Genomic DNA, 18,123 nt, shown 5'->3' with positions numbered 1-18,123 from the left:
AATCCCCGCATTGAACCCGAGGGGCAGGATGGACCCATGCCGACACGTCCGTACGTCCTGTTGTCTGTCGCTGCGTCGATCGACGGCTACATCGACGACAACAATTCCGAACGTCTGTACCTGTCGAACGAGGCTGACTTCGATCGCGTCGACGAGGTCCGCGCAGGCGTCGACGCCGTCTTGATCGGTGCGAACACGGTCCGGAGAGACAACCCCAAGCTGCGGATCAGATCGCAGGAACGCCGCGATCGCCGGCTGGCCGCCGGTCAGGCGGAGCTGCCGCTCAAGGTGACGATCAGCAGTAAGGGCGACCTCGATCCCGAATCCAAGTTTTTCGCGACCGAAGATGTCGAGAAGCTGGTGTACGTGCCGACATCTGCCGAATCGACAGCGGCAGTCAGACTTGGCGAGGTAGCCACGGTCATCGGCGCTGGCGACCCACTGGACCTACCGACCGTGCTCGCAGACCTCTCGAAACGCGGCGTGAACCGCCTAATGGTCGAGGGCGGCGGCCACATCCACACTTTGTTCCTGACGGCCGAACTGGTCGATGAAATTCATCTTGCCGTCGCGCCCTTCTTCGTCGGCGACTCCACAGCTCCGCGGCTGGTCGTCGACGGGGAGTTCCCGCAAGACTTCCGCAATCGGATGCACCTGGCCGACGTACAGCAGATCGGAGACATCGCGCTGCTGCGCTACCTCCTCAAGGAGCCGGTCGATGCCTGACCGCGCTGCCGCTGACCGTCGTTGGCTCGAGGAGGCGATCGAGCTCTCAAAGCTGTGCCCGCCATCGCCGACCGCCTTCTCCGTGGGGTCGATCATCGTTTCTGCCGACGGGGAAGTCATCGCAACCGGCTACTCGCGCGAAGGTGATCCCCACGACCACGCCGAGGAGACCGCGCTTGCCAAGGTCAAAGGCGATCACCGACTTGCCTCCAGCACCATCTACAGCAGTCTGGAACCGTGCAGCAAGCGGTCATCCCACCCGCAGACCTGCACCCAACTGATCCTCGCCGCAGGTATACCCCGCGTCGTGTTCGCCTGGCGCGAGCCGAACATCTTCGTCGACTGCGAGGGCGCCGAACTCCTCAGTGCGGCCGGCAGGGAAGTTGTCGAGATACCAGAACTCGCACCGGCCGTCCGAGCGATCAACGCACCCCTTCTGGAGAGCTCGGCCGACTAGTGGTCGAGCACCTTCAAGTGATCGGCAAACGATGCGGTTAGGCTTTCAAGGACCGACCTGCCTTTGGCTGCGGTCGCCAGTGACGGGCTGCCGATGATGCCGGTATCGGTATAGCCGCGGAGGCCGGTCACCAGCAGCTCCGGTCGATCGCGCGCCTCGTGATCAGCGGTCCGGTACGAGTCACGCACCAGATCCGGGTAGGCATGCAGCATGATCGAAGTCTCGATCTCACCGCCGTGCATGTCACCGCCCCAGGTGCTCTCCAGGCCAGCGCTGGTGCGGGCCGCCACCCAGTCGTGGCCCTGCGGATAGAGCAGGACCCGGGGTCCGGAGACATTGGCTTCCTGGGTTACGTTCGCGAGGACGTGGTTGCCCCCGTGGCCGTTGACGATGACCAGTCGGTCGACGCCGCTGCGAGCCAGGGAAGTCCGGATGTCCTCGATCATCGTGATGACGGTCGAGGCACTGATGCTGACGGTTCCGGCGAATCCCTCGTGCTCGTGGGAGCAGGAGATCGTGATCGGCGGCAGGAGACGGAGGTTGTAGGTCTCGGCGATGCCCTCTGCGATCAGACAGGCGACGATCGTGTCTGTGATCAGCGGCAGGTGATCGCCGTGCTGCTCGAAGCTGCCGACGGGTAAGACCGCGATCGTCGCCTTGCGGGAAGCCTCATCGGTTGAGGTCGCGGTAGTCAGCAGGTACACGAACGGTCTCCTCTGTCGTGCGCACAATCAGCGGTGCTTATCGCAGCGTTGCAAGCTGTCGCTGGAGCTGCTTGGCCTGGTCAGCGGCCCCGATCGTAGTGAGCAGACCCGGGACTCGGGCAAGCTGACCGGCAATGCGCCGAGACTTGGTATTGGCAGCGATAGACAGCGATTGCTGAGCAACCTCAATAGCGTTGTCAGGCTCCTCACTGACAGCGTATGCGACAGCAAGTCTGGACAAACAAAGACCAAGGTCACGACGGAACTCAGGCTGCCACACACTCAGCCCCTGATGCAGCGTCTTTATCGCCTCGCTGGGGCGCTCGAGCTCGACCCAACAGTTAGCTGCCTCCATCTCGATGTAGCTCGGCGTGCAGTACCGAGCGATGTCGTTCTCGTCCTCTGATGGCTGATTGGCGAGCTCGTAGGCTTGTTGCAGGGCTCGCGCACATCCGGTGGCGTCACCACTGATGGCGTAGGCCTGGGCCGCCTGGCGGTAGGCCACTGCCCGGACTTGCGGGGAGAGAGCCGATCCGTTCTGGAGCGCCTCCTTGGCGAATCCGAGCGCGAGCTTGGGCTTGTTGGCATCGCTGGCGATGCTGCTCTTCCGCATCTGGATGTACGACGTCAGATGTGAATCTTCCGCCTCCTGAGCATAGTCGAGGGCAGCGTTCGACCAGCGCATCGCCTCACGGAGGTCGCCTGCGTCCTGGTTGACCCAGCCGGCGAATTCAGCGAAGCGTGCTGCCACGTAGAGGAGCTGTGTATGTCCCTGACCGCGGCTGCTTCCCACCAACTCGTCGATGAACTTGACCTGGTGCGGCACCACCGGGACGAGTGAGCGTGAACCGGCCAGATTGTCCGTCGCGGCGTACTGCTGCAAGGTCAGCAGCAAGGAGTCGGCCACGCTCGGGCCTGACGAGACAAGGTGAGCAGGCAACCGCAGCTCGGAAGTGACCTGTTTGCCGGCGTCGGCTCGGACCTGTCGCTCCGGAGTCTCGCTCGGCATCGCGAACCAGAGCACATCGGCCGGAATACCGAGAACACGTGCGTAGTGCTCTAGCTTGTCCAACTCCCGCACACGGTTGCGACCGGATTCAAGGCGACTCAGCTGGCTCTGGGTAATGCCGAGCCAGTTACTGACCACTGCTTGCGGCAACGGCCGGTGGCCATGAGTCGGATGAGATCGGTAGGCATACAGCAGCGCCCCCATGTCCCGCCGGGAGGCCGCGTCGTGGATCTCGGGCGACTGCCAAAACTCAGCGGGCATCTGCGGCGGCTGAGGCGCGGCCGCCTGGCGGCCCCGGCGACAGGGCGAACATAGAGACGCAGCGTTGTCGCGTGCCAGGAGTGCGCCACAGCTGGCACATCGTCGTGAGGCCATTTTGGCGGCCATCCGGTCTCCCCTGATCCCCCGGTACTCAAGTACCTCCACCCCAAGATATCGGGTAGACACGAAGAGTATGCGCGCTGCGCATAAAAGTCATGCGCGAAGAGGTTATACGGAGCGTTACCACCTCCCTACGGTGATAACTCATCAACCGGTTCGGGCAGGAACGAAGCGAGGTGGCTCGAAGTGATCACCAGCATGTGGCTCCTGATCATCGGCACGGCAGTTGTTGCCACTCTGATGGTTCGGGACATCCTGCGGGGAGTCCGAGGCGAATGAAGGCCGACTTCGCGTTCGTACCTCCGAACCACCGGGTTCAGGTCTGGTTCGGCGAACACCCGATCGCCACGTACATCGGGCCAGCAGAGAGCGCTGCCTCCTACGAGGCTGGGATGCAGCAGCGCTTCGCGAGTCTCCGGATTACCAATGAGCCTGCGCCCGTGTTGGCGGATTCAAATGCTGTCGACTCGTGAGCGCCCAGCACCGACGGGGCTGGTGGTCCCGGTTGTGGCAGGGCCTTCTCACCAGGTTTCGCCGGTGGATGGACGAAGAGCGGTGACCGACTACACCAGGCCACTTCTTCTCGGATACGCGCGACGAGACCTGTACCCGTCAGATGAGCACGTTGAGCGGTTGAAGGACGAGCTGCAAAAGTTCGCCGCGGTCGAAGGGTTCGCGATGGGCTCGATCTATGTCGAGAGGCGGGCAACCGCCCCGGCGGCCTTCAACGCACTCGTTGAGTCGCTTAACCGCTACGAGCTGACCGCAGTGGTCATCCCTGGGTGGCAGCACCTGGAGTTGATCGGCGACCCCGGGACTGTCAAGCAAGAGTTCGAGCAAGTCACGGGGGCTCGCTTGATGCTCTACGACCCAGGCCCCTGAATGGGCGGGGACGGTGGTGAGTGTGGACTTCAGCCCCCACGCGCAATGGATTTGCACACCCACCGGTCTCGTCGCTACTGGTCAGCGTCCGAGCCTTCCCCTCCCCCGGTGGAGGGCTCGGACACCGATCCCACAGCCCGGCTGGCGCGGGGTGAGAGAGCGAGTCCGTCCTGCGCCAGCCGTTCCATCACGAACTGAGAGGGATCGAAATCGATCCGCAGCAGTCGCTCAACGTCGGGTCCGAGGGGTGCCCCCGCATGAAGGCACACCAGATCCTGCAGGCCGGACGTGCAACCGGCCACCCATGGCAGCGGCACGGCTCCTCTCCCGCGCAGTGCAAATCCTCCGAGGCCTGCGCCAGCCGTCCCCGCTGTGGAGCCCCTGTCGCCCGGCGACGCCGTCGCGTCGAAACCTCCCGCCCGGCAGGGGCTCCCATCTCCAAGCCGGCGTGTGGCGCGTACTGCAGTACTGCGGTCGTTCGCCGTTCCACCTCCGGGATTGGGCGGATCCCGTGGAGGGCCGGCCGTTCCCATCCGAGATGCCTCTCGGGTGGGGACGGCGTACGGCCCCTAACCCACCACCACCCGTGCTCAAGCTCGAAGATCGAAAGGCGCCCTGGATGACTCGGGCCTCGACATTTGGTCAGCGTGGCACGGCCACGCTTCCTGGATTGCTGACGGCCGGGTATCGCGAATCCTCTAGTGCTACGGGTACCGATGCAGCGCGGCCCTACGTTCTTGGCTACATCGACGGCGAGCAACTGCGAGACGACCAAGAGATCGCTGATTCCCGGGCACAAATCGGTGAGTATGCGATCTCACAGCGTCTTCAGCTGGGAAGCATCTACGTCGACCGGCCTGGCGGGGACGGAGCGATGTTCCGTGCGCTGCTGGCGTCCATCGAACGATTCAACCCTGCCCATGTGCTGGTGCCGGACCTTGCCCATGTCGCCGTTCCCCTTGGTCCCGGCGCCGAGACTCGACGGCAGCGAATCACTGACCGCACGGCCGCAGCGCTGCTGCCCATCGACGCACGCGAACCAGACCCTGCACCGAGCCTTTGACGTCGGCTCTGCAGCGCCTCCGCCACACGGGATGTGAGCCGGCTACCCGGACTGCCAGTGCCACGGACGATCTCCATGCTGGCCTCGAAGGCACGCGATCCGCCGCAAGACCTCGGCACGAACCTCTGAATCGTGATCTGCCTTGTTCGCCAGCCAGCTGGTCATCCGCAGCTCCCGCACATCCCGAAACAGCGCGTACGACTCATCACGGGTCACATCGTGGCCGTAAACCTCCACGAACTCGGCGTACTCCTGATCGCTGAGCCAGCGGCAGGTGTCGTAGCTGACCGCCTGCAGGGTCAGATCCCACTCGCGGGGCCCGATCGAGAACCGTTCGAGATCCCAGACCAGAACCTGCCCGTCCGGGGTTGCGACCACGTTGCCGGTGTTCGGGTCACCGTGCAGGATCGCCCTACCGAGCCCGTCAGCCGCCGGCCACTTCTCTTGCAGCTCGTCCAGGCGCTCCAGCAGGAACCGCTTGTCCTCGGCATCGAGCGGTGAGGCCCCGACCCGGTCCGCGATCCGCACGAACGGCTGGACCTCCTCCAAATCGGGTGCCGAGCCCACCGGTATGGCGTGCAACCTGGCTAGGACCGCGGCGACCTCGGCCGCCGTCCCGGATCGGTGCACAGGAACCCGCTGCCAGAACGTAACGGCGTACTGGCCTTCGTCGACAGCGTCGGCGAAGGCTGTCACCGCCGGTACTCCCGAGTCCGCCAGCCACCTCGAGACCGCGACCTCCCGGTGCGCCACCGGCTGCTGCTTTGGGAACCGGGTCACTTTCGCGATCACTTCATGGTTGGCCTGGATCGTGGCGCTGTCGCCGAGGCTCAGCAGCCGCGGATGCCGTAGCTCGACCCCTGCGCGTTGGGCAGCCGATCTGAGCCGTTTGAGCTCAGCCGGAGGAATCTCGTCGGTCACGCCGGCACTTGTGTTAGCCGGGCGATGTCTCGCCTCAGCTCGGCTACGTCGCTGCGCTTGCTGTACGGCTTGGCCGCGGCATGGAGGTCGCGCATGTAGCCGCGGACCCGGCCCGACCGCAGCGAACTCGCCGCACTGACCGCCTCGACACCCTGCTGTACGCCGATCGCCGGGTCGACCTGCATCCACAGCTCGGCGCTCTTGAGATGGCAGAACGCCCGGGCGCGGTTGTAGCCGGCCGAGTGGCTGGCTACGGCGTACCCGAGCTGATCCAATGCCGGCTCCGGTGCCGCGCCGACCAGGGCAAGGTCTGCGAGGCTGTGGCCAGCGTCGCCGGCAAGCTCCGCTTGGTCGAAGAATTCCATCCATGCGACCGGCTGATGCTGGTGCGGATCATAGGCAGCAAACAAGTCCTCGGCGCTGCCGATCGCGGCGAGCGTGTCCGATCGTCGGCCGAGCTTTGCCAAAGGGCGGGAACGTACGACGCTCAGCATCGATTGCTCGGCTGCAGGCAGTCGATCGGCTCGGACCTGAGCCAGCTCGATCGTGCTCAGCGCATCGTCGTAGTGGCCCAGCAGGAACTGGTGGCGCGACATGGTCGACAACACGACCGCGCGCAGGCTGTGGTTCTGCGCCTGCTCGGCGCAGTGGACCGCGAATTGGAAGTACCGCTGGGCCACGTCGTGGGCACCGCAGTCGACGACCATCCACGCGAGCACCTGCGCCAGGTGGCCAATGGCGCTATGAAGATCGTCGCGGACGCCCGGCTGGGTAGCGCGCGCATCCAGGAGCCGCGCGGCCCACTGCAGCTGTCCGGCGACCGCGTGGATAGACAGCTCGCCGCCGACGCTGCGATCCCAGGCCTTGAACGCGCGGATGCTCTGGGCAATGTGGTCGACGTCCGAGCGGCCGACCAGCGCCGGTGCTTGATCCGGAAGGTCGATGCTTGCGAGGAAGTCTGCGGCTGAAGAGCCACCGATCAGGCCTCCGGCGACGGCTGGGCCAAGTGCGAAGAAGCTACGGCGATCCACTGGGGCGGTGTCCTGTTCCGGGGCAGAGCGACTGCTGTAGAAGCCGAGTTCGGCATCGGAGCTGGCCCCCAGTTCTGCCCTCATCGCCTGGCGGGTCGCTTCCGTAGGCCAGGTGTAGGTCCCGCGCTCGAGCTTCGACAGGTAATTCCCGGTGAGCGGCGGATCCAACCTGAGACGCTGCGACACTCGCTCCGCGAGTTCCTGCTGCGTCAGGCCCAGTGCGCGGCGGGCATCCCTCAGTCTGAGGTTGCGTTCGCTGTTTGCGGCCACTTCTTGACCTTCCCCGTACGCCACGCGCTTCCACCATAGGCAGATGCCAGCACAGCATCCAATGCGTGGCTGCGCCAGATCTCCCAGTAATCCTCCCAGCAGATCTCCCAGTAAATCGCTCTCCCATGCCGGAGATCGACCAGCAAAGCTGGTCACGCTGTGAAGTCGTCTAGCTACGTCCGGGTGGTCTCGCCGCCCTCCGGCCATGCAGATTCCGATTCGAGGGAGGCCAAATGAAGGACCCGTGCGGTCTATCTCCACCCAGCCAACGCAACCAACCAGCGCCGCGGCGCTGGTGCAACAACAGCCTCTGAGAAGACAAACACCTGAAGAGTCGCGACCTGTTCGGCATCCCTGACGGGGCCGAATGTGTTGCCCTCCCGACTGGGAGATCCAGCCTCCGGTGTGCCACTCCCCCGTCGTCATACCGGAACGACTCCCACGATGGGTGGCCGCAGAACACCGCGGCCACCCATCACCCAATCAACCCGCTCGATCGTGGAAGGAACGACGATGCCCAACGACACGCCCCGTTCGGCACAGCGCTCGTCCCCCGCGCCGATCGAGCTTTTTAAAGACGGCCGCAGCTTGCCGAACGCCGCGCGATTCTGGAACGCGGCCGGCGGTGGCCGCGACGCTTTTCACATCGATAGAAGGCTCTTCTACGACCTCGATGCCAAGGTGCAAGACCTCATCTCACGGGAACGCAAAGCCCGCACTCTGTCCGACGCGTCCTTTGCAGCACTGGTCGATGCGAACCGGCAGTTTGTCCATCGGGCCAGCGCCTACCTTGCAGGCCAACTAGGAATCGACCAGTACATCGACCTCGGTGTAGGTCTGCCCGTCGACGACCACATCCACCGCATCGTGCAGTCGATCAACCCGGATGCCAAGGTCCTCTACGTTGACAACGACCCGATGGCCGTCCGCAAGGCACAAGGCCTGTTCGAGAGCTCGAACAGTCACATCCGCGTCGTCGATGCAGACATCTTCGCGCCCAAGGAACTCCTCCACCACGAGGAAGTGGCCAGCTTCCTGGACTGGTCCAGGCCCGTTGCGATCTTCGCGACCGCCACGCTGCACGAGCACCCCGACGGCACCACCGAACAGCTGGCCGAGATCATGCGGACCTACATCGATCACGCCAGCCCCGACTCGTGCACCGTGATCTCCCACTTCTTCGATCCCGAACTCCCTGACTGGAACGACGCCATCCAGACCATCCAGAACGAACTCCACAGCGGCCTCGGCCGAGGGACATTTCGAACCCGCGCCGAGATCGAAGCTTTGTTCCCCAACCAGAGGCTCTTGGCGCCTGGTGTTGTGCCGTGCCTGCACTGGCCGACCTCGGCCGACGACCAGACGATCTGGATCCAGACCTGCATCGCGGGCGGAGTTGGCCAGAAGTGCCCTCCGCCCATTTAGGAAACCCAGCGGCAACTTCGTCCGGCAGCCATCGCCGAGTCGGTACCCGCCTATCCAGAACAGGGCCCCGGAACGACAGCAGCAATCCCGCGGTTTGCCTCGACACCTCGGCCGCCCGCAGCTACACCAGCCGCGTTGTGTAACCGCGGGCTACCAATTCGTCGAACGCGTCCTTAACAGCCTCGGGCATCGGTTGCGGAACGGCGAACCCAAGTTGGGCATACAGCTCAATACGTTGCGTGTCGCCGACCAGCATGTTCAGGACCCGATCGGCATCGCCTATCGACTCGATGTACTCGGCCAAGGCCAGGGGCAGCGAGGTGCACACAACCTCGACTTCAGGCCAGACCTTACGACATGTCGCGTACGCACGACGCTGTTGGTACGGCCGCGAAATCAGCATCACTGTCTCTGGACTGATCCGTCGAGCTGCGAGAGCTGCTCTGGTGAGGACGATGTTCTCGCCGGTGTTCGTCGCTGCAGGCTCAGTGATGATCGCTTCGGCGGGCACGCCCATCTGCAGAGCATGCTCGGTGTAGTGCACTGCTTCCCCACGGGGAAAGCGTTCGACGGTCGTCGGAGCGTTTGCTCCAGTGAAGACGATCAGAGGGAACACATGCTGGTGGTAAAGCTGTGCAGCGCAATCGGCAACACCGAGATCGTGACTTCCGAGCCCGATGCCGACATCGGTCGGCCGCAGCTCGTGGTGCATGTCGTGGTAGTCCCACAAAACCTCGGTCGCCTCGAGCAGGTCGGCCGGTATCGCCACAGTCGCACTCACTCCGGAATCTTAAAGCTGTATGTCCAGGAGAAGCGGCTCGCGGCATGAACGCCCCGGGCAAACTCGACCACGCGACCCTCCGCAGTCACCGTCCGACGGTGCAGTTGGACGATGCACTCTCCTGGCGGCAGCTCCAGCAGGTCGATCTCGTCAGGCGTCGGCTGCCGGGCATTGAACGTCTCGGTCATGCCGTCCGGCTCCAGCCCCTGCGTGGTCAAGACCGCGAAGCCTCCCCCACGACCAGCGGGTCCCGGCGTCGGATCAACCAGCGATGTGCCTGCGAGTCCGCGGTAAGACTTCATCCGCCGGGGTCGAATGGACTCATGACGAGTCCCGCCGACGAACCCACCGATAGCCCGTCCCAGGCCGAGCAGGACGCCGACTTGGACGAGGAAATCGCCGAGACGATGGGGCGAGCGACTGGACCACAGACGACGGGTAGGACCGCGCCAGCCATCGGATCCAGGCGGGAGGCACGGAGTTGGAAATGGGCAGGCACCGCGGACCAGGTGGTGCGGCTGCCGCGGGCGCGCCAAGCTGGAGCGCCGGCGAGGATGCCGCCGACCTCAGGGGAGGTCGTTGCCGAGGTCGAAGCTCTGGACCGGGAGACCTCGGGCTGGACGAGCTATGCCAAGGTCTGCGACGACGTCAGCGTTTGTTTGATGAGCGTTTCACTGATGTCCAGGGCGTCCTCGAGTTGTGCCTGTAGTTCGGCGGACAGTTCTCTGGATCCGAGCGCGCAGGCCTTGACTGTCTGTTCAAGCTGACTGATCCGCTCCTCATCCAGGAGAGCAGTGATTCCCGGGTGGTCAAGGACCTCGCGGGATGCATAGCCGTCGGCGATGGTAAGGATCTGGTCGGCTAGCTGGATGGCGTCGAGTCTCAGGCCGGCATGCGAGGCGCCGCGCGCGGCGTCGACAATTGAGAGCATCAACCGGGTCTGGAAGACAATCAGGTTGGCTTGGTAATCCACCACCTGAGCTCGGGCAGCCAGCAATGTGTCGATCTCGTGTGTGGTGGCCTGGTGGTTTGGCAACCTGCACAGGATTTCGAGGCAAGCGGTAACGGCGTTTTCCCAGGCCTCGCCCGCGGTGGTCGCAGCGATCAGTTCCATGGCGCCGCCGTGATCGCCGACGGTGACGCGGGACAGGATGGCGACCTGGCGTCCGTCCAGCATGCGTTCGCCGACTCCGTGGTGCCGCTGGACATGTGCCAGCGCTTCTGCCCACCGGCCGATGCTAATCAGGGCGCGGGTGCCGTCGGCCAGGATGACCCGCCACAGCCATTGACGCACCTCGTCGCGATCGGCCGTGGACGCCACGAGATCTGCCGGTACGTTGATGCTGTCGACGGTGGCTGGAGTCGCAGTGGAGATGGCGTCGTAGAGGCCGTTCAGGATTTCGTGTCCCTGGTCTCCGCGGTTGGCGCGGATGTGCAACCTGGCAAGGTTCACGAGTGGTTCCAGGCCCCGGATCGCGTCCATGCCGGATCGTGGCTCGCCGGGCTGCAGGTAGATGTTCGCGTGGCGATGGCACCATTCGCGGGCCAGTTCAGGCAGGTCGAGGTCGGAGGCCAGGAGGGCTGCCTGGTTGAAGACGCTTGATGCCGATCCCGGGGAGGCGTCACCGCGCTGGGCTGATACCGCTAGCTCGGTGAGGTTCGCAACACGGCGTTGGAGTGGAAGGCATCCTGGCCGTGGCCGTGGAATGAGTGGGAAGCGCTGCGCTGTGGGACTGAGGGGATCCATGTTTCTCCTCGCAGTGAGACGATGCGGGCCACGCGGCCTAGGGCATCGCTGGTTCCCGTTGCCGTGCGTCGGCGGCCTTGCGGGAACCAGCGATGTGACATCGGCTAGGGGCGGTTTACCGCCAGTCGATGACCAGCTGGTTCAGCGGAGTGGTGAAGGAGAACCGTCCGGTGGCCGGCTCGGTGGGCGCGGCATCGAGCGGCTTGAGCTCGAAGCGGGCCTCGCGGCCGCGGTATTCGCGGTCCCAGGTCCGCATTGATTCCCTGACTCGCTCGGCCAAGTCGTCACTGCCAGGGCCGTGACCGACGACTCCGAACTCCCACAGTTTTGCGCCTTCGGGAGTACGTCGGTCCGACAACCGCCGGGCAAGGTAGGTGAGAGCGCCCTTGTCGACTACTGCGGCGGAACTGGGATAGGGGTCGTCGAGGAGCAAGGTTCCGGCGGCGTCGGCGCTGAAAGGCATCCGGTTGAGGCCACCCGGCATGGTGCTGGTCAGCCACAGCTCCATCCACTCCGGCGATTCCATGCCTTGGTAGTAGACGTTGGACCAGATCACGGTGCGGGGCTGTTCGATGACTCCGGCCAGGGCAGCGCTGTCGACCGCCTGCTCGGTGAAGGTCTGCAGACGCACCGAGCCGTTGGCCGTGAGCGGGACGAGGCGGCGGTCGTCGTCGGCGATGCCTTTGCGCAGGGGCATGAAGGTGTTCATTTCACTGCTGACCGAGACCCACCTGCCGTCGTGGTGCTCGTAGCTGATCGAGCGGGACACGCTGCCGCGAAGGCGCTGCGGCACCACTAGCCGGCCGCCCGGGGCGAGTTGATCGAGCCAGGCATGCGGGACGCCGTGGGCGCCGACTGCGGCGATGATCCGGTCGTAGGGGGCCGCGTCGGGATGCCCGAGTGCACCGTCGCTTCGTACGACGGTGACGTTGCCGATGCCGGCGGCGGCTAGGTGCGACCGGGCGTTGATGACGAGGTCGTCATCGACGTCGATCGTGGTGACCCGACCGGCGGGTCCGGCCAGGTGGCCGAGCAGGCCTGCGTTGTAGCCGGTTCCTGCGCCCAGCTCGAGGACGTTGTGTCCAGGCTCGACCTGGGCCTGCTCGAGCATCAGCCCGACGACGCCCGGCTGCGAGGCGCAGCTGATGGAGGTTCCGTCCTCGGCGTGCTTGATGTCGACCGTTGAGTTGGCGTAGGCCTGTTCGAGGGTCGCGCCTGGGACGAACAGGTGGCGGGGCACGGTCTGCATAGCTTCTTTGATGGAAGGCGTGCGTACGCGGCCCTCGGCTACCACCTTGTCGACGAGCGCGTGGCGCAGGTGGTCGGCGGTGGGATTCTGATTGGTCGGGTCGCTGTTCACCTGGCCGAGGCTAGTGGGCTCGTTGCCTGCTCCGGGCGAGGACACAGCGTTGTCGTTTGTTCCCATGGTTACTTCTCTCGCTAGTGCTGACATGGTGCTTTGGTCGTCCAGGGACAGTCCCGCGCGGTTGGCGTGGAAGATCAGGTGATGCGCCATGACGGCCCGAAGACCTCTGGTGAGCCGGCCACTACGGGCCAGCTCACCCAGGGATCGTCCGGCATCCTCGAACGCGGTCACCCAGGTCTGTTTTCCGGCGAGTGGGCTGCCTGGCCGGCACAGTCCGCGGGGGTTGGTGGTCATCAGCCGGCACATCGCTGCGTTCAGGCCTGCGGTGCGGTGCGCGGGCACAGCGGTTGGTGGAGGCCGTAGCTCGGCGACCTTGTGCCAGACATCGCCTTGTTCGTAGAAGTCCAGTCCGGCGGCGCGCATCATCGCGCTGCACAGCACGACGGTCGTCTCTTTTGCTCCGAGCGCGTGGTCGTAGGTGAGCAGGTGGTAGCTGTCGTGGTGGAACAGGACGTGGGCGGCGTCCATGGCCGCTTCGCCGCCGAAAGCGAACGTCTCGGGCTCGTAGATGCTGCGGGACCAGCCGGTGATCTGCCCGGTGGCCGCCAACTCGTCGAGGAGTTCGTCGATACCGGCGGTATTGGGGGTCGCCTGGTACCGCAGCGGCCATGGTTGCTTGTTCAGGTACCACCAGCCCTGCAGGTGTCCCTCGGTGGCGGCAGTGATCAGGGCAGGGCCGATGATGTTGGTGACGATGCGCTGGGCGGTCGGGCGGTCGGGGAAGTGGATGGTGCGCTGGTTCCAGTGGCTGGTTGGCATCGGGTCCTCGTGGGTGGTCAGGAGATCAGTAGGCAGGTGTCCCAGCCGGATCTGGGGGTGGTGCCGCAACTGGCGGCCAACACAGACAGCGCGATACCGGCTGCGCCGTCCAGGAGTCCGGGGCCTGCCTGTGCGTCGGCAATGAGCGACGAGGCGATGGTCTGCTGGTCGCTGCCGGGCGGCGCGACGGCGTCGAGCAGTGCGGGAACCAGGTGCCGCAGTCGATCGGTGGTGGCGGGTAGGGCATCGCCAGCCATGCGGGTGGCGAGGTAGGCAAGTCCTGCGAATCCGTGGCACAAGGAGCGGTCGGTCGTCGCCGCGAGCTGGGCGGGGTCGGTCAGTGCGTCGATCACTGCAGTCTCGGCGGCGGACTGGCGTCCGGCGTCGCCGAGGGCGAGGCCTGCGAGTTGCTGGGCTCGGCCCACGCCGGCAGTGCCGTAGCACCAGGACGGGCGCAACGGCTGGGAAGGGCTCCGTCGGCCGGTGCGAAGTTCGGCGCGAGTGACCAGGTACGGCCACGTCGGGTCGTCGGTGGTGCTGGCTCGCCAGCGGTCCAGCCACGCGCAGATCGTCTTGATGGCCTCGAGCTGCCCATCGACCACGCTGGCGCGCAGGGTGGCTGATGACAGCAGGCTCAGGACGCCGGTGATGCCGTGGGCCATGCTCGTGTTGGCGTGGCCGCCACGGAACCGGTCGTCGAGGCGACCGGACGGCCCGGAGGCTGTCCACCAGCCGGGGAGCACGTCAGGACCATCCATGATCGGCGCGGTCAGCCGGACCAGATACTCCAGAACCGCGCGAAAGTCATCACTGCCCGGAGACCGGCGCAGCAGGTGAGCGCCGTACCCAGTGAGCCCTTGCAGGGCGTCGAACTCGGCCAGGGGAGCCAGCTGCCCCTGGTCTATACGGTAGTGCGCGGCCGATAGCCGGCTCCTGGCATCGTGCGCGAGCTGACGATCGACCGTCTCCACGGCACGCCGATAGGAGCCTGGGAGCTGATCGGCGACGCTTGCCGCGACGTGCGCGAAGGCCGGTACACCGTAGAAGGGATGGCTGTCGGCTCCACTGGTGAGCGGGCCGCTTGCCGACGCGGCGATCCAGTCATGGGCGCGTTGCCACGGCCGGAGGCCGGTTGCGGCGAGTTCGACGTGCAGCAAGGCGATCCCGGGCATGCCGTGGGCCAATGACTGGCGCCACCACGGCGCGTGCCGGTACTCGGCGGCGACGGTGTCGGGCTGAGCTAGCTGGTCGGCTATCGCTTCGGCCAGGTGGCCGGTGGGATGCTGCATCACTCGGGCCTCCTGGTGGTGCGGGCCGTCCAGGCGAGAGCAGCGGCGCGGGCCAGGTACAGGCAGATCGCTTCTTCGGCGAAGTCGACGGCGACGGCCCGCACGAAGTGAACGTGCAGCAGCGATCCCAGGACGTCGTCGGCATCGATCCCCTCGTCTGGGCCCGGCAGCAGATCGCGGTAGAGGACGAGTGCGGTTTCGCGGTCGGCCCACGCCTGCACGATGGCGGCACCGCCGGGCAGTGCACGTAGAGCTGCCCAGTCTGAGTGGGGGTTGGCAGCGTGAACGGCCTGGCTGAACTGGTCACGGGGAATGGGCTCGGGTGCTGTGGCTGGAATGTGGTCGACCAGCCATTGCATCCCGGCCTTGGTGCTGCCTCTGAATGCGCAGGCGATCGCGACGCTGTGCGCGGCGACCAACGCACGCCGGTGCGGGGTTGACGGCTGCAGCAGTTGGGTGAGTAGCGCGCGTGAATCTGCACGGAACACCTCCTCGGCCGCGTTCCACGCCCGGCCTGCACCCCATCTGCCCGTCTCGGGATAGGAGGTGGAGTAGCGGACTTCGCGCAGCAGCCCGCTGTGGTGCAGCTGTTCTGACCAGCTGCTGACCGTAGCGGCCACCTGGCCGAACGCTCCTGGGTCGGGCAGCGCAAACCGCAGCCGCAAGTGCTGGTCAGGGTCGCGGAACCGCACGTACCACCACAGTGGCTGTCCCAGCTGTTCGAGGAGGTCTGGCAGATGTCGGGCCAGGATGGTGTCTTGACGGCGGATGTCGCCGTACAGGCTTGCCAGCAGCACCGGCGACTTCGCTGGCACCTGGCCCTGATCGCGGCCGATGATCCTGGTTCTGGTTGGTCGTGGAAGCCGCGGCCACGACGGCGGTTTGGTCGCTCGCAACGCGACCACCACCTCATGCGCCCGGCCCTCGCACCAGCCTGTTATCGCCGTCGCCTCGGTGAGCACAGCCGTCGCGCGGTTGAGGTGCTCCCGGAGCAGCACCCGGTGCCCGGTCTGGTCCAGGTCCAGGGCCAGTAACCGATCCCCTTCGGTCAGGTACACGTGCTGAGGCAGCCGCCGCCGGGCCTGCCACTGGCTGAGTGCGCAGTCCCACTCAATCCACGATTTCGAACGTCCGGGAAGTTCCGTTGGTTCTAGCCGCCAGCGGGCAGGTGACAGCACCGTTCGCCCATACCGCACGCGCGGCAGGAATGGCATCGCGGCAGCCGCTCCCCAGTCGAATGTCGTCACGGCCGTGCATTGGGCACGGCTCAGTTCCGTGAGGAAGCGCGCGAGCGGCGGCGTGTGGGTGTTGAGGTTCAGGGCATGCATTCCGATGGCCTCGACCCGGTGGCCGCGCCGGGGCGCGGCCAGGTACATCCGCCGGCCGTCGCAGCCGACCGCCAGGTCGTCAATTGTCAGCGTCTGGTCGTCGGCGCCGCGGTGCTCTTCCAGACTGATGACCAGGGGCAGCATCTGCGGAGCGCGGGCGACGTGCGCGGTGTCGGCCAGCAGCGGCGGGAACGACAGTTGCGCGGCCACGGTGTTGTCGTCGGCCCCCGGCAGATCAGCCAGCTCGGCAGTCATGGCGGCGCGGTCGGCCGGGGTCAGGACTCGCTGAAACCGGCCGCTGCCGACTCCGGCTCCGCGCGATACACTCACGACCTCCAGCCCGAAGTCACCCCGTTGCAGGGCCTCCATGCCGGCCGCGCTCACCCGGACGCCGATCTCAAGGTGCGGCGGCAGCCGGACCGGGTCAGGTCCTGTCTTCAGTGACTCGATGAGGCTTTCGTCCAGAATTACTTCTTGTTGACCGTCAAGGACGGACGTTTGCGCGATCCGCACCAGTGTCTCGTCGCGGCTCGACACCGGCGCGCGGCGCTGTGCAGCGATCGAGCCCGGATAGCCGTCCGGGTAGCCGATCCCGCTGTCGGCGACGACGTCCAGTACTGGGACCATCGATCCGATGCCGAAGCGTTCGTAGAACCGCTGGTGGTACGACTTCCAGGCCGGTGCACCGTAGGTTGCCGCGCTCACACGAGCCAATGCCAGGGCAGCGCGCTCAACCTCCCGTGCAACCTCTTCGGGAAGGACGGCGTCCACATCGAGGCGCAGGTCGACCGCGAGCGGATGCCTGTCGATAGCGATCACGGCGTTCATCCGCGAGGCCACCGCTTGTCGAGCCGCCCGCGCTGCATCGCCCTCGCCTGTGTTGCACTCCCCCAGTGCCGCGTGAATCGACTGCAGCTCGCCCATCAGTTCTGGCAGAGCGCTCACGGCGCTGGTGGCCGGTAGCTGTCCGATCAGATGCGCCAGCGGATCGGTTTCGGTACCTGGCGCATGTAGTGCAGTGATCAGGACTCGTCGAGCGACCAGTTCTGCGAGCAGCCCGCTGACTTTCGCCACGGATGCGTCGGGAAAGTCTGCGTGGATCTTGTCGCTCAGATCTCCCACGCGAATCGGCGTCTTCGCCCCGGCCACAGCCACCTGGAGTGGAGCGGTGTAGGCCATCGACACCTCGACCGCAGCGGGTCCCTTGCCCTGCGGCTGAGGCCGGGACTGGTAGGCAACGATCAGCCGGTCTCCACGCACCACCAGGCAACTGTTAGTCATCACCAAAAGATCTGCGAACGCCTCAGGGCATCCCTCGATCTTCGCGATCACGGCCGCGAGCCATTCCGCGGACGCGGCCACAACAGGCTGATGGCCGGTACCCCACTCCGCCGAGGCGTGCGGACCGAACCCTGCCGCAGTTACCCCGGCGAATAACCCGAACGGTGTAGCGCGGTGCTGCGCGCGCAGCAGATACCGGCATACCGACAAGACCGCGCGGCGGACATCGCGCGGAGGAGGGGCCGTTGCCGCAGTCAGGTCTTGGATCTGCCGCGCGAGACCGGGGCTGGCCAGGCTCAGCTCTTCGACAATGTCAGCACGCTGCCACACCTTGCGCAGCCAGGTGAGCTGTGCAGACGCGCTGACAAGATCGGAGACGTCGCTGGTCAGGTCAGGCCACGCCGGCAGGTCTAACTCGGGGCGGGCAACCGCCCGCAACAGCGCGGTCTTGCCGGATCGGAACGCAGCGACGTTGGCTGGCATGCGTTGTCTCCCTCGGAATAGCACATGGGAATAAGGGCAGCCGATGCCGCTGCAGTTCGTTGCAGCCCTGCGTGTCAGGGTGAGTTGAGGCCAGCGGCTCGTAGCAAGTCCGCTTCTGCAGGGCGAGATTCAGGATGATTGAAATATGGCTGGTTCTGTT

At 65.6% G+C, this 18,123-nt stretch carries 15 protein-coding genes; 5 read left to right on the top strand and 10 right to left on the bottom strand.

The features are described 5' to 3' along the window. The first annotated feature begins 36 nt into the window (after nucleotides 1-36). Together ACFCV3_RS31910 and ACFCV3_RS31905 are read left to right on the top strand one after the other, a co-directional pair. Complete coding sequence (locus ACFCV3_RS31910) at nucleotides 37-726, top strand: RibD family protein (protein WP_376036229.1); 690 nt, start codon at nucleotides 37-39, stop codon at nucleotides 724-726. Continuing rightward, entirely contained in the window at nucleotides 719-1,183 is a 465-nt protein-coding gene (locus ACFCV3_RS31905) for a deaminase (RefSeq protein ID WP_376036227.1), read from the top strand. The genes ACFCV3_RS31910 and ACFCV3_RS31905 overlap by 8 nt, the downstream gene beginning before the upstream one ends. On the opposite strand, the gene ACFCV3_RS31900 is transcribed toward ACFCV3_RS31905, so the two are convergent. Both ACFCV3_RS31900 and ACFCV3_RS31895 read right to left on the bottom strand, forming a co-directional pair. Continuing rightward, complete coding sequence (locus tag ACFCV3_RS31900) at nucleotides 1,180-1,887, bottom strand: creatininase family protein (RefSeq protein ID WP_376036225.1); 708 nt, start codon at nucleotides 1,885-1,887, stop codon at nucleotides 1,180-1,182. The two genes, ACFCV3_RS31905 and ACFCV3_RS31900, sit on opposite strands and share 4 nt — an antisense overlap. A gap of 37 nt (nucleotides 1,888-1,924) precedes the next feature. Beyond that, complete coding sequence (locus tag ACFCV3_RS31895; RefSeq protein ID WP_376036224.1) at nucleotides 1,925-3,157, bottom strand: helix-turn-helix domain-containing protein; 1,233 nt, start codon at nucleotides 3,155-3,157, stop codon at nucleotides 1,925-1,927. A gap of 675 nt (nucleotides 3,158-3,832) precedes the next feature. Here ACFCV3_RS31895 and ACFCV3_RS31890 point away from each other — a divergent pair. Next, nucleotides 3,833-4,159 (top strand): hypothetical protein, encoded by a 327-nt coding sequence (locus ACFCV3_RS31890; protein ID WP_376036223.1) that lies wholly within the window; start codon nucleotides 3,833-3,835, stop codon nucleotides 4,157-4,159. Nucleotides 4,160-4,745: 586 nt separating this feature from the next. Then, complete coding sequence (locus ACFCV3_RS31885) at nucleotides 4,746-5,222, top strand: hypothetical protein (protein ID WP_376036222.1); 477 nt, start codon at nucleotides 4,746-4,748, stop codon at nucleotides 5,220-5,222. Nucleotides 5,223-5,264: 42 nt separating this feature from the next. Here the strand turns inward: ACFCV3_RS31885 and ACFCV3_RS31880 are convergent, their stop codons facing one another. Further along, on the bottom strand, nucleotides 5,265-6,143 hold the full coding sequence (locus tag ACFCV3_RS31880; RefSeq protein WP_376036220.1) for a phosphotransferase family protein: 879 nt from the start codon (nucleotides 6,141-6,143) through the stop codon (nucleotides 5,265-5,267). After that, complete coding sequence (locus ACFCV3_RS31875; protein WP_376036217.1) at nucleotides 6,140-7,468, bottom strand: multiprotein-bridging factor 1 family protein; 1,329 nt, start codon at nucleotides 7,466-7,468, stop codon at nucleotides 6,140-6,142. Before ACFCV3_RS31875 ends, ACFCV3_RS31880 begins: the two co-directional genes overlap by 4 nt. Nucleotides 7,469-7,957: 489 nt before the next feature. Here ACFCV3_RS31875 and ACFCV3_RS31870 point away from each other — a divergent pair, with 489 nt between their 5' ends. Then, the gene (locus ACFCV3_RS31870) at nucleotides 7,958-8,869 is read left to right on the top strand and encodes an SAM-dependent methyltransferase (RefSeq protein WP_376036215.1); all 912 of its coding nucleotides are present in this window, start codon (nucleotides 7,958-7,960) and stop codon (nucleotides 8,867-8,869) included. 121 nt (nucleotides 8,870-8,990) lie between these two features. Here ACFCV3_RS31870 and ACFCV3_RS31865 read toward each other — a convergent pair whose 3' ends face one another. The 6 genes from ACFCV3_RS31865 to ACFCV3_RS31840 form a co-directional block, all read right to left on the bottom strand. Continuing rightward, a complete protein-coding gene (locus ACFCV3_RS31865; protein WP_376036212.1) occupies nucleotides 8,991-9,650 on the bottom strand; it encodes a YdcF family protein in 660 nt (219 codons plus the stop codon). After that, nucleotides 9,647-9,952 carry a UTRA domain-containing protein gene (locus tag ACFCV3_RS31860; RefSeq protein ID WP_376036211.1) on the bottom strand — a complete coding sequence of 102 codons (306 nt, stop codon included), beginning with the start codon at nucleotides 9,950-9,952 and terminating at the stop codon, nucleotides 9,647-9,649. Before ACFCV3_RS31860 ends, ACFCV3_RS31865 begins: the two co-directional genes overlap by 4 nt. Nucleotides 9,953-10,275: 323 nt before the next feature. Next, nucleotides 10,276-11,397: a hypothetical protein gene (locus tag ACFCV3_RS31855; RefSeq protein ID WP_376036209.1), complete on the bottom strand. Its 1,122-nt coding sequence runs from the start codon at nucleotides 11,395-11,397 to the stop codon at nucleotides 10,276-10,278. A gap of 115 nt (nucleotides 11,398-11,512) precedes the next feature. Beyond that, nucleotides 11,513-13,582 (bottom strand): methyltransferase, FxLD system, encoded by a 2,070-nt coding sequence (gene fxlM / locus ACFCV3_RS31850; protein WP_376036207.1) that lies wholly within the window; start codon nucleotides 13,580-13,582, stop codon nucleotides 11,513-11,515. Between the two features lie 17 nt (nucleotides 13,583-13,599). After that, nucleotides 13,600-14,871 (bottom strand): lanthionine synthetase C family protein, encoded by a 1,272-nt coding sequence (locus ACFCV3_RS31845; protein ID WP_376036687.1) that lies wholly within the window; start codon nucleotides 14,869-14,871, stop codon nucleotides 13,600-13,602. After that, nucleotides 14,871-17,918: a lantibiotic dehydratase gene (locus tag ACFCV3_RS31840; protein ID WP_376036205.1), complete on the bottom strand. Its 3,048-nt coding sequence runs from the start codon at nucleotides 17,916-17,918 to the stop codon at nucleotides 14,871-14,873. The genes ACFCV3_RS31845 and ACFCV3_RS31840 overlap by 1 nt, the downstream gene beginning before the upstream one ends. Between the last annotated feature and the right edge of the window lie 205 nt (nucleotides 17,919-18,123).

It is taken from the genome of Kribbella sp. NPDC056345 (assembly GCF_042262745.1).
Classification (GTDB): domain Bacteria; phylum Actinomycetota; class Actinomycetes; order Propionibacteriales; family Kribbellaceae; genus Kribbella.
This window is presented reverse-complemented; position numbering and strand designations above follow the sequence as displayed.

Excerpts from the sequence above, each read along its gene's own strand:
- ACFCV3_RS31860 (WP_376036211.1), bottom strand. The coding sequence starts at position 9,952 with ATGAAGTCTTACCGCGGACTCGCAGGCACATCGCTGGTTGATCCGACG.
- ACFCV3_RS31855 (WP_376036209.1), bottom strand. The coding sequence starts at position 11,397 with ATGGATCCCCTCAGTCCCACAGCGCAGCGCTTCCCACTCATTCCACGG.
- fxlM (WP_376036207.1), bottom strand. The coding sequence starts at position 13,582 with ATGCCAACCAGCCACTGGAACCAGCGCACCATCCACTTCCCCGACCGC.
- ACFCV3_RS31905 (WP_376036227.1), top strand. The coding sequence starts at position 719 with ATGCCTGACCGCGCTGCCGCTGACCGTCGTTGGCTCGAGGAGGCGATC.
- ACFCV3_RS31870 (WP_376036215.1), top strand. The coding sequence starts at position 7,958 with ATGCCCAACGACACGCCCCGTTCGGCACAGCGCTCGTCCCCCGCGCCG.
- ACFCV3_RS31895 (WP_376036224.1), bottom strand. The coding sequence starts at position 3,157 with ATGCCCGCTGAGTTTTGGCAGTCGCCCGAGATCCACGACGCGGCCTCC.
- ACFCV3_RS31910 (WP_376036229.1), top strand. The coding sequence starts at position 37 with ATGCCGACACGTCCGTACGTCCTGTTGTCTGTCGCTGCGTCGATCGAC.
- ACFCV3_RS31845 (WP_376036687.1), bottom strand. The coding sequence starts at position 14,871 with ATGCAGCATCCCACCGGCCACCTGGCCGAAGCGATAGCCGACCAGCTA.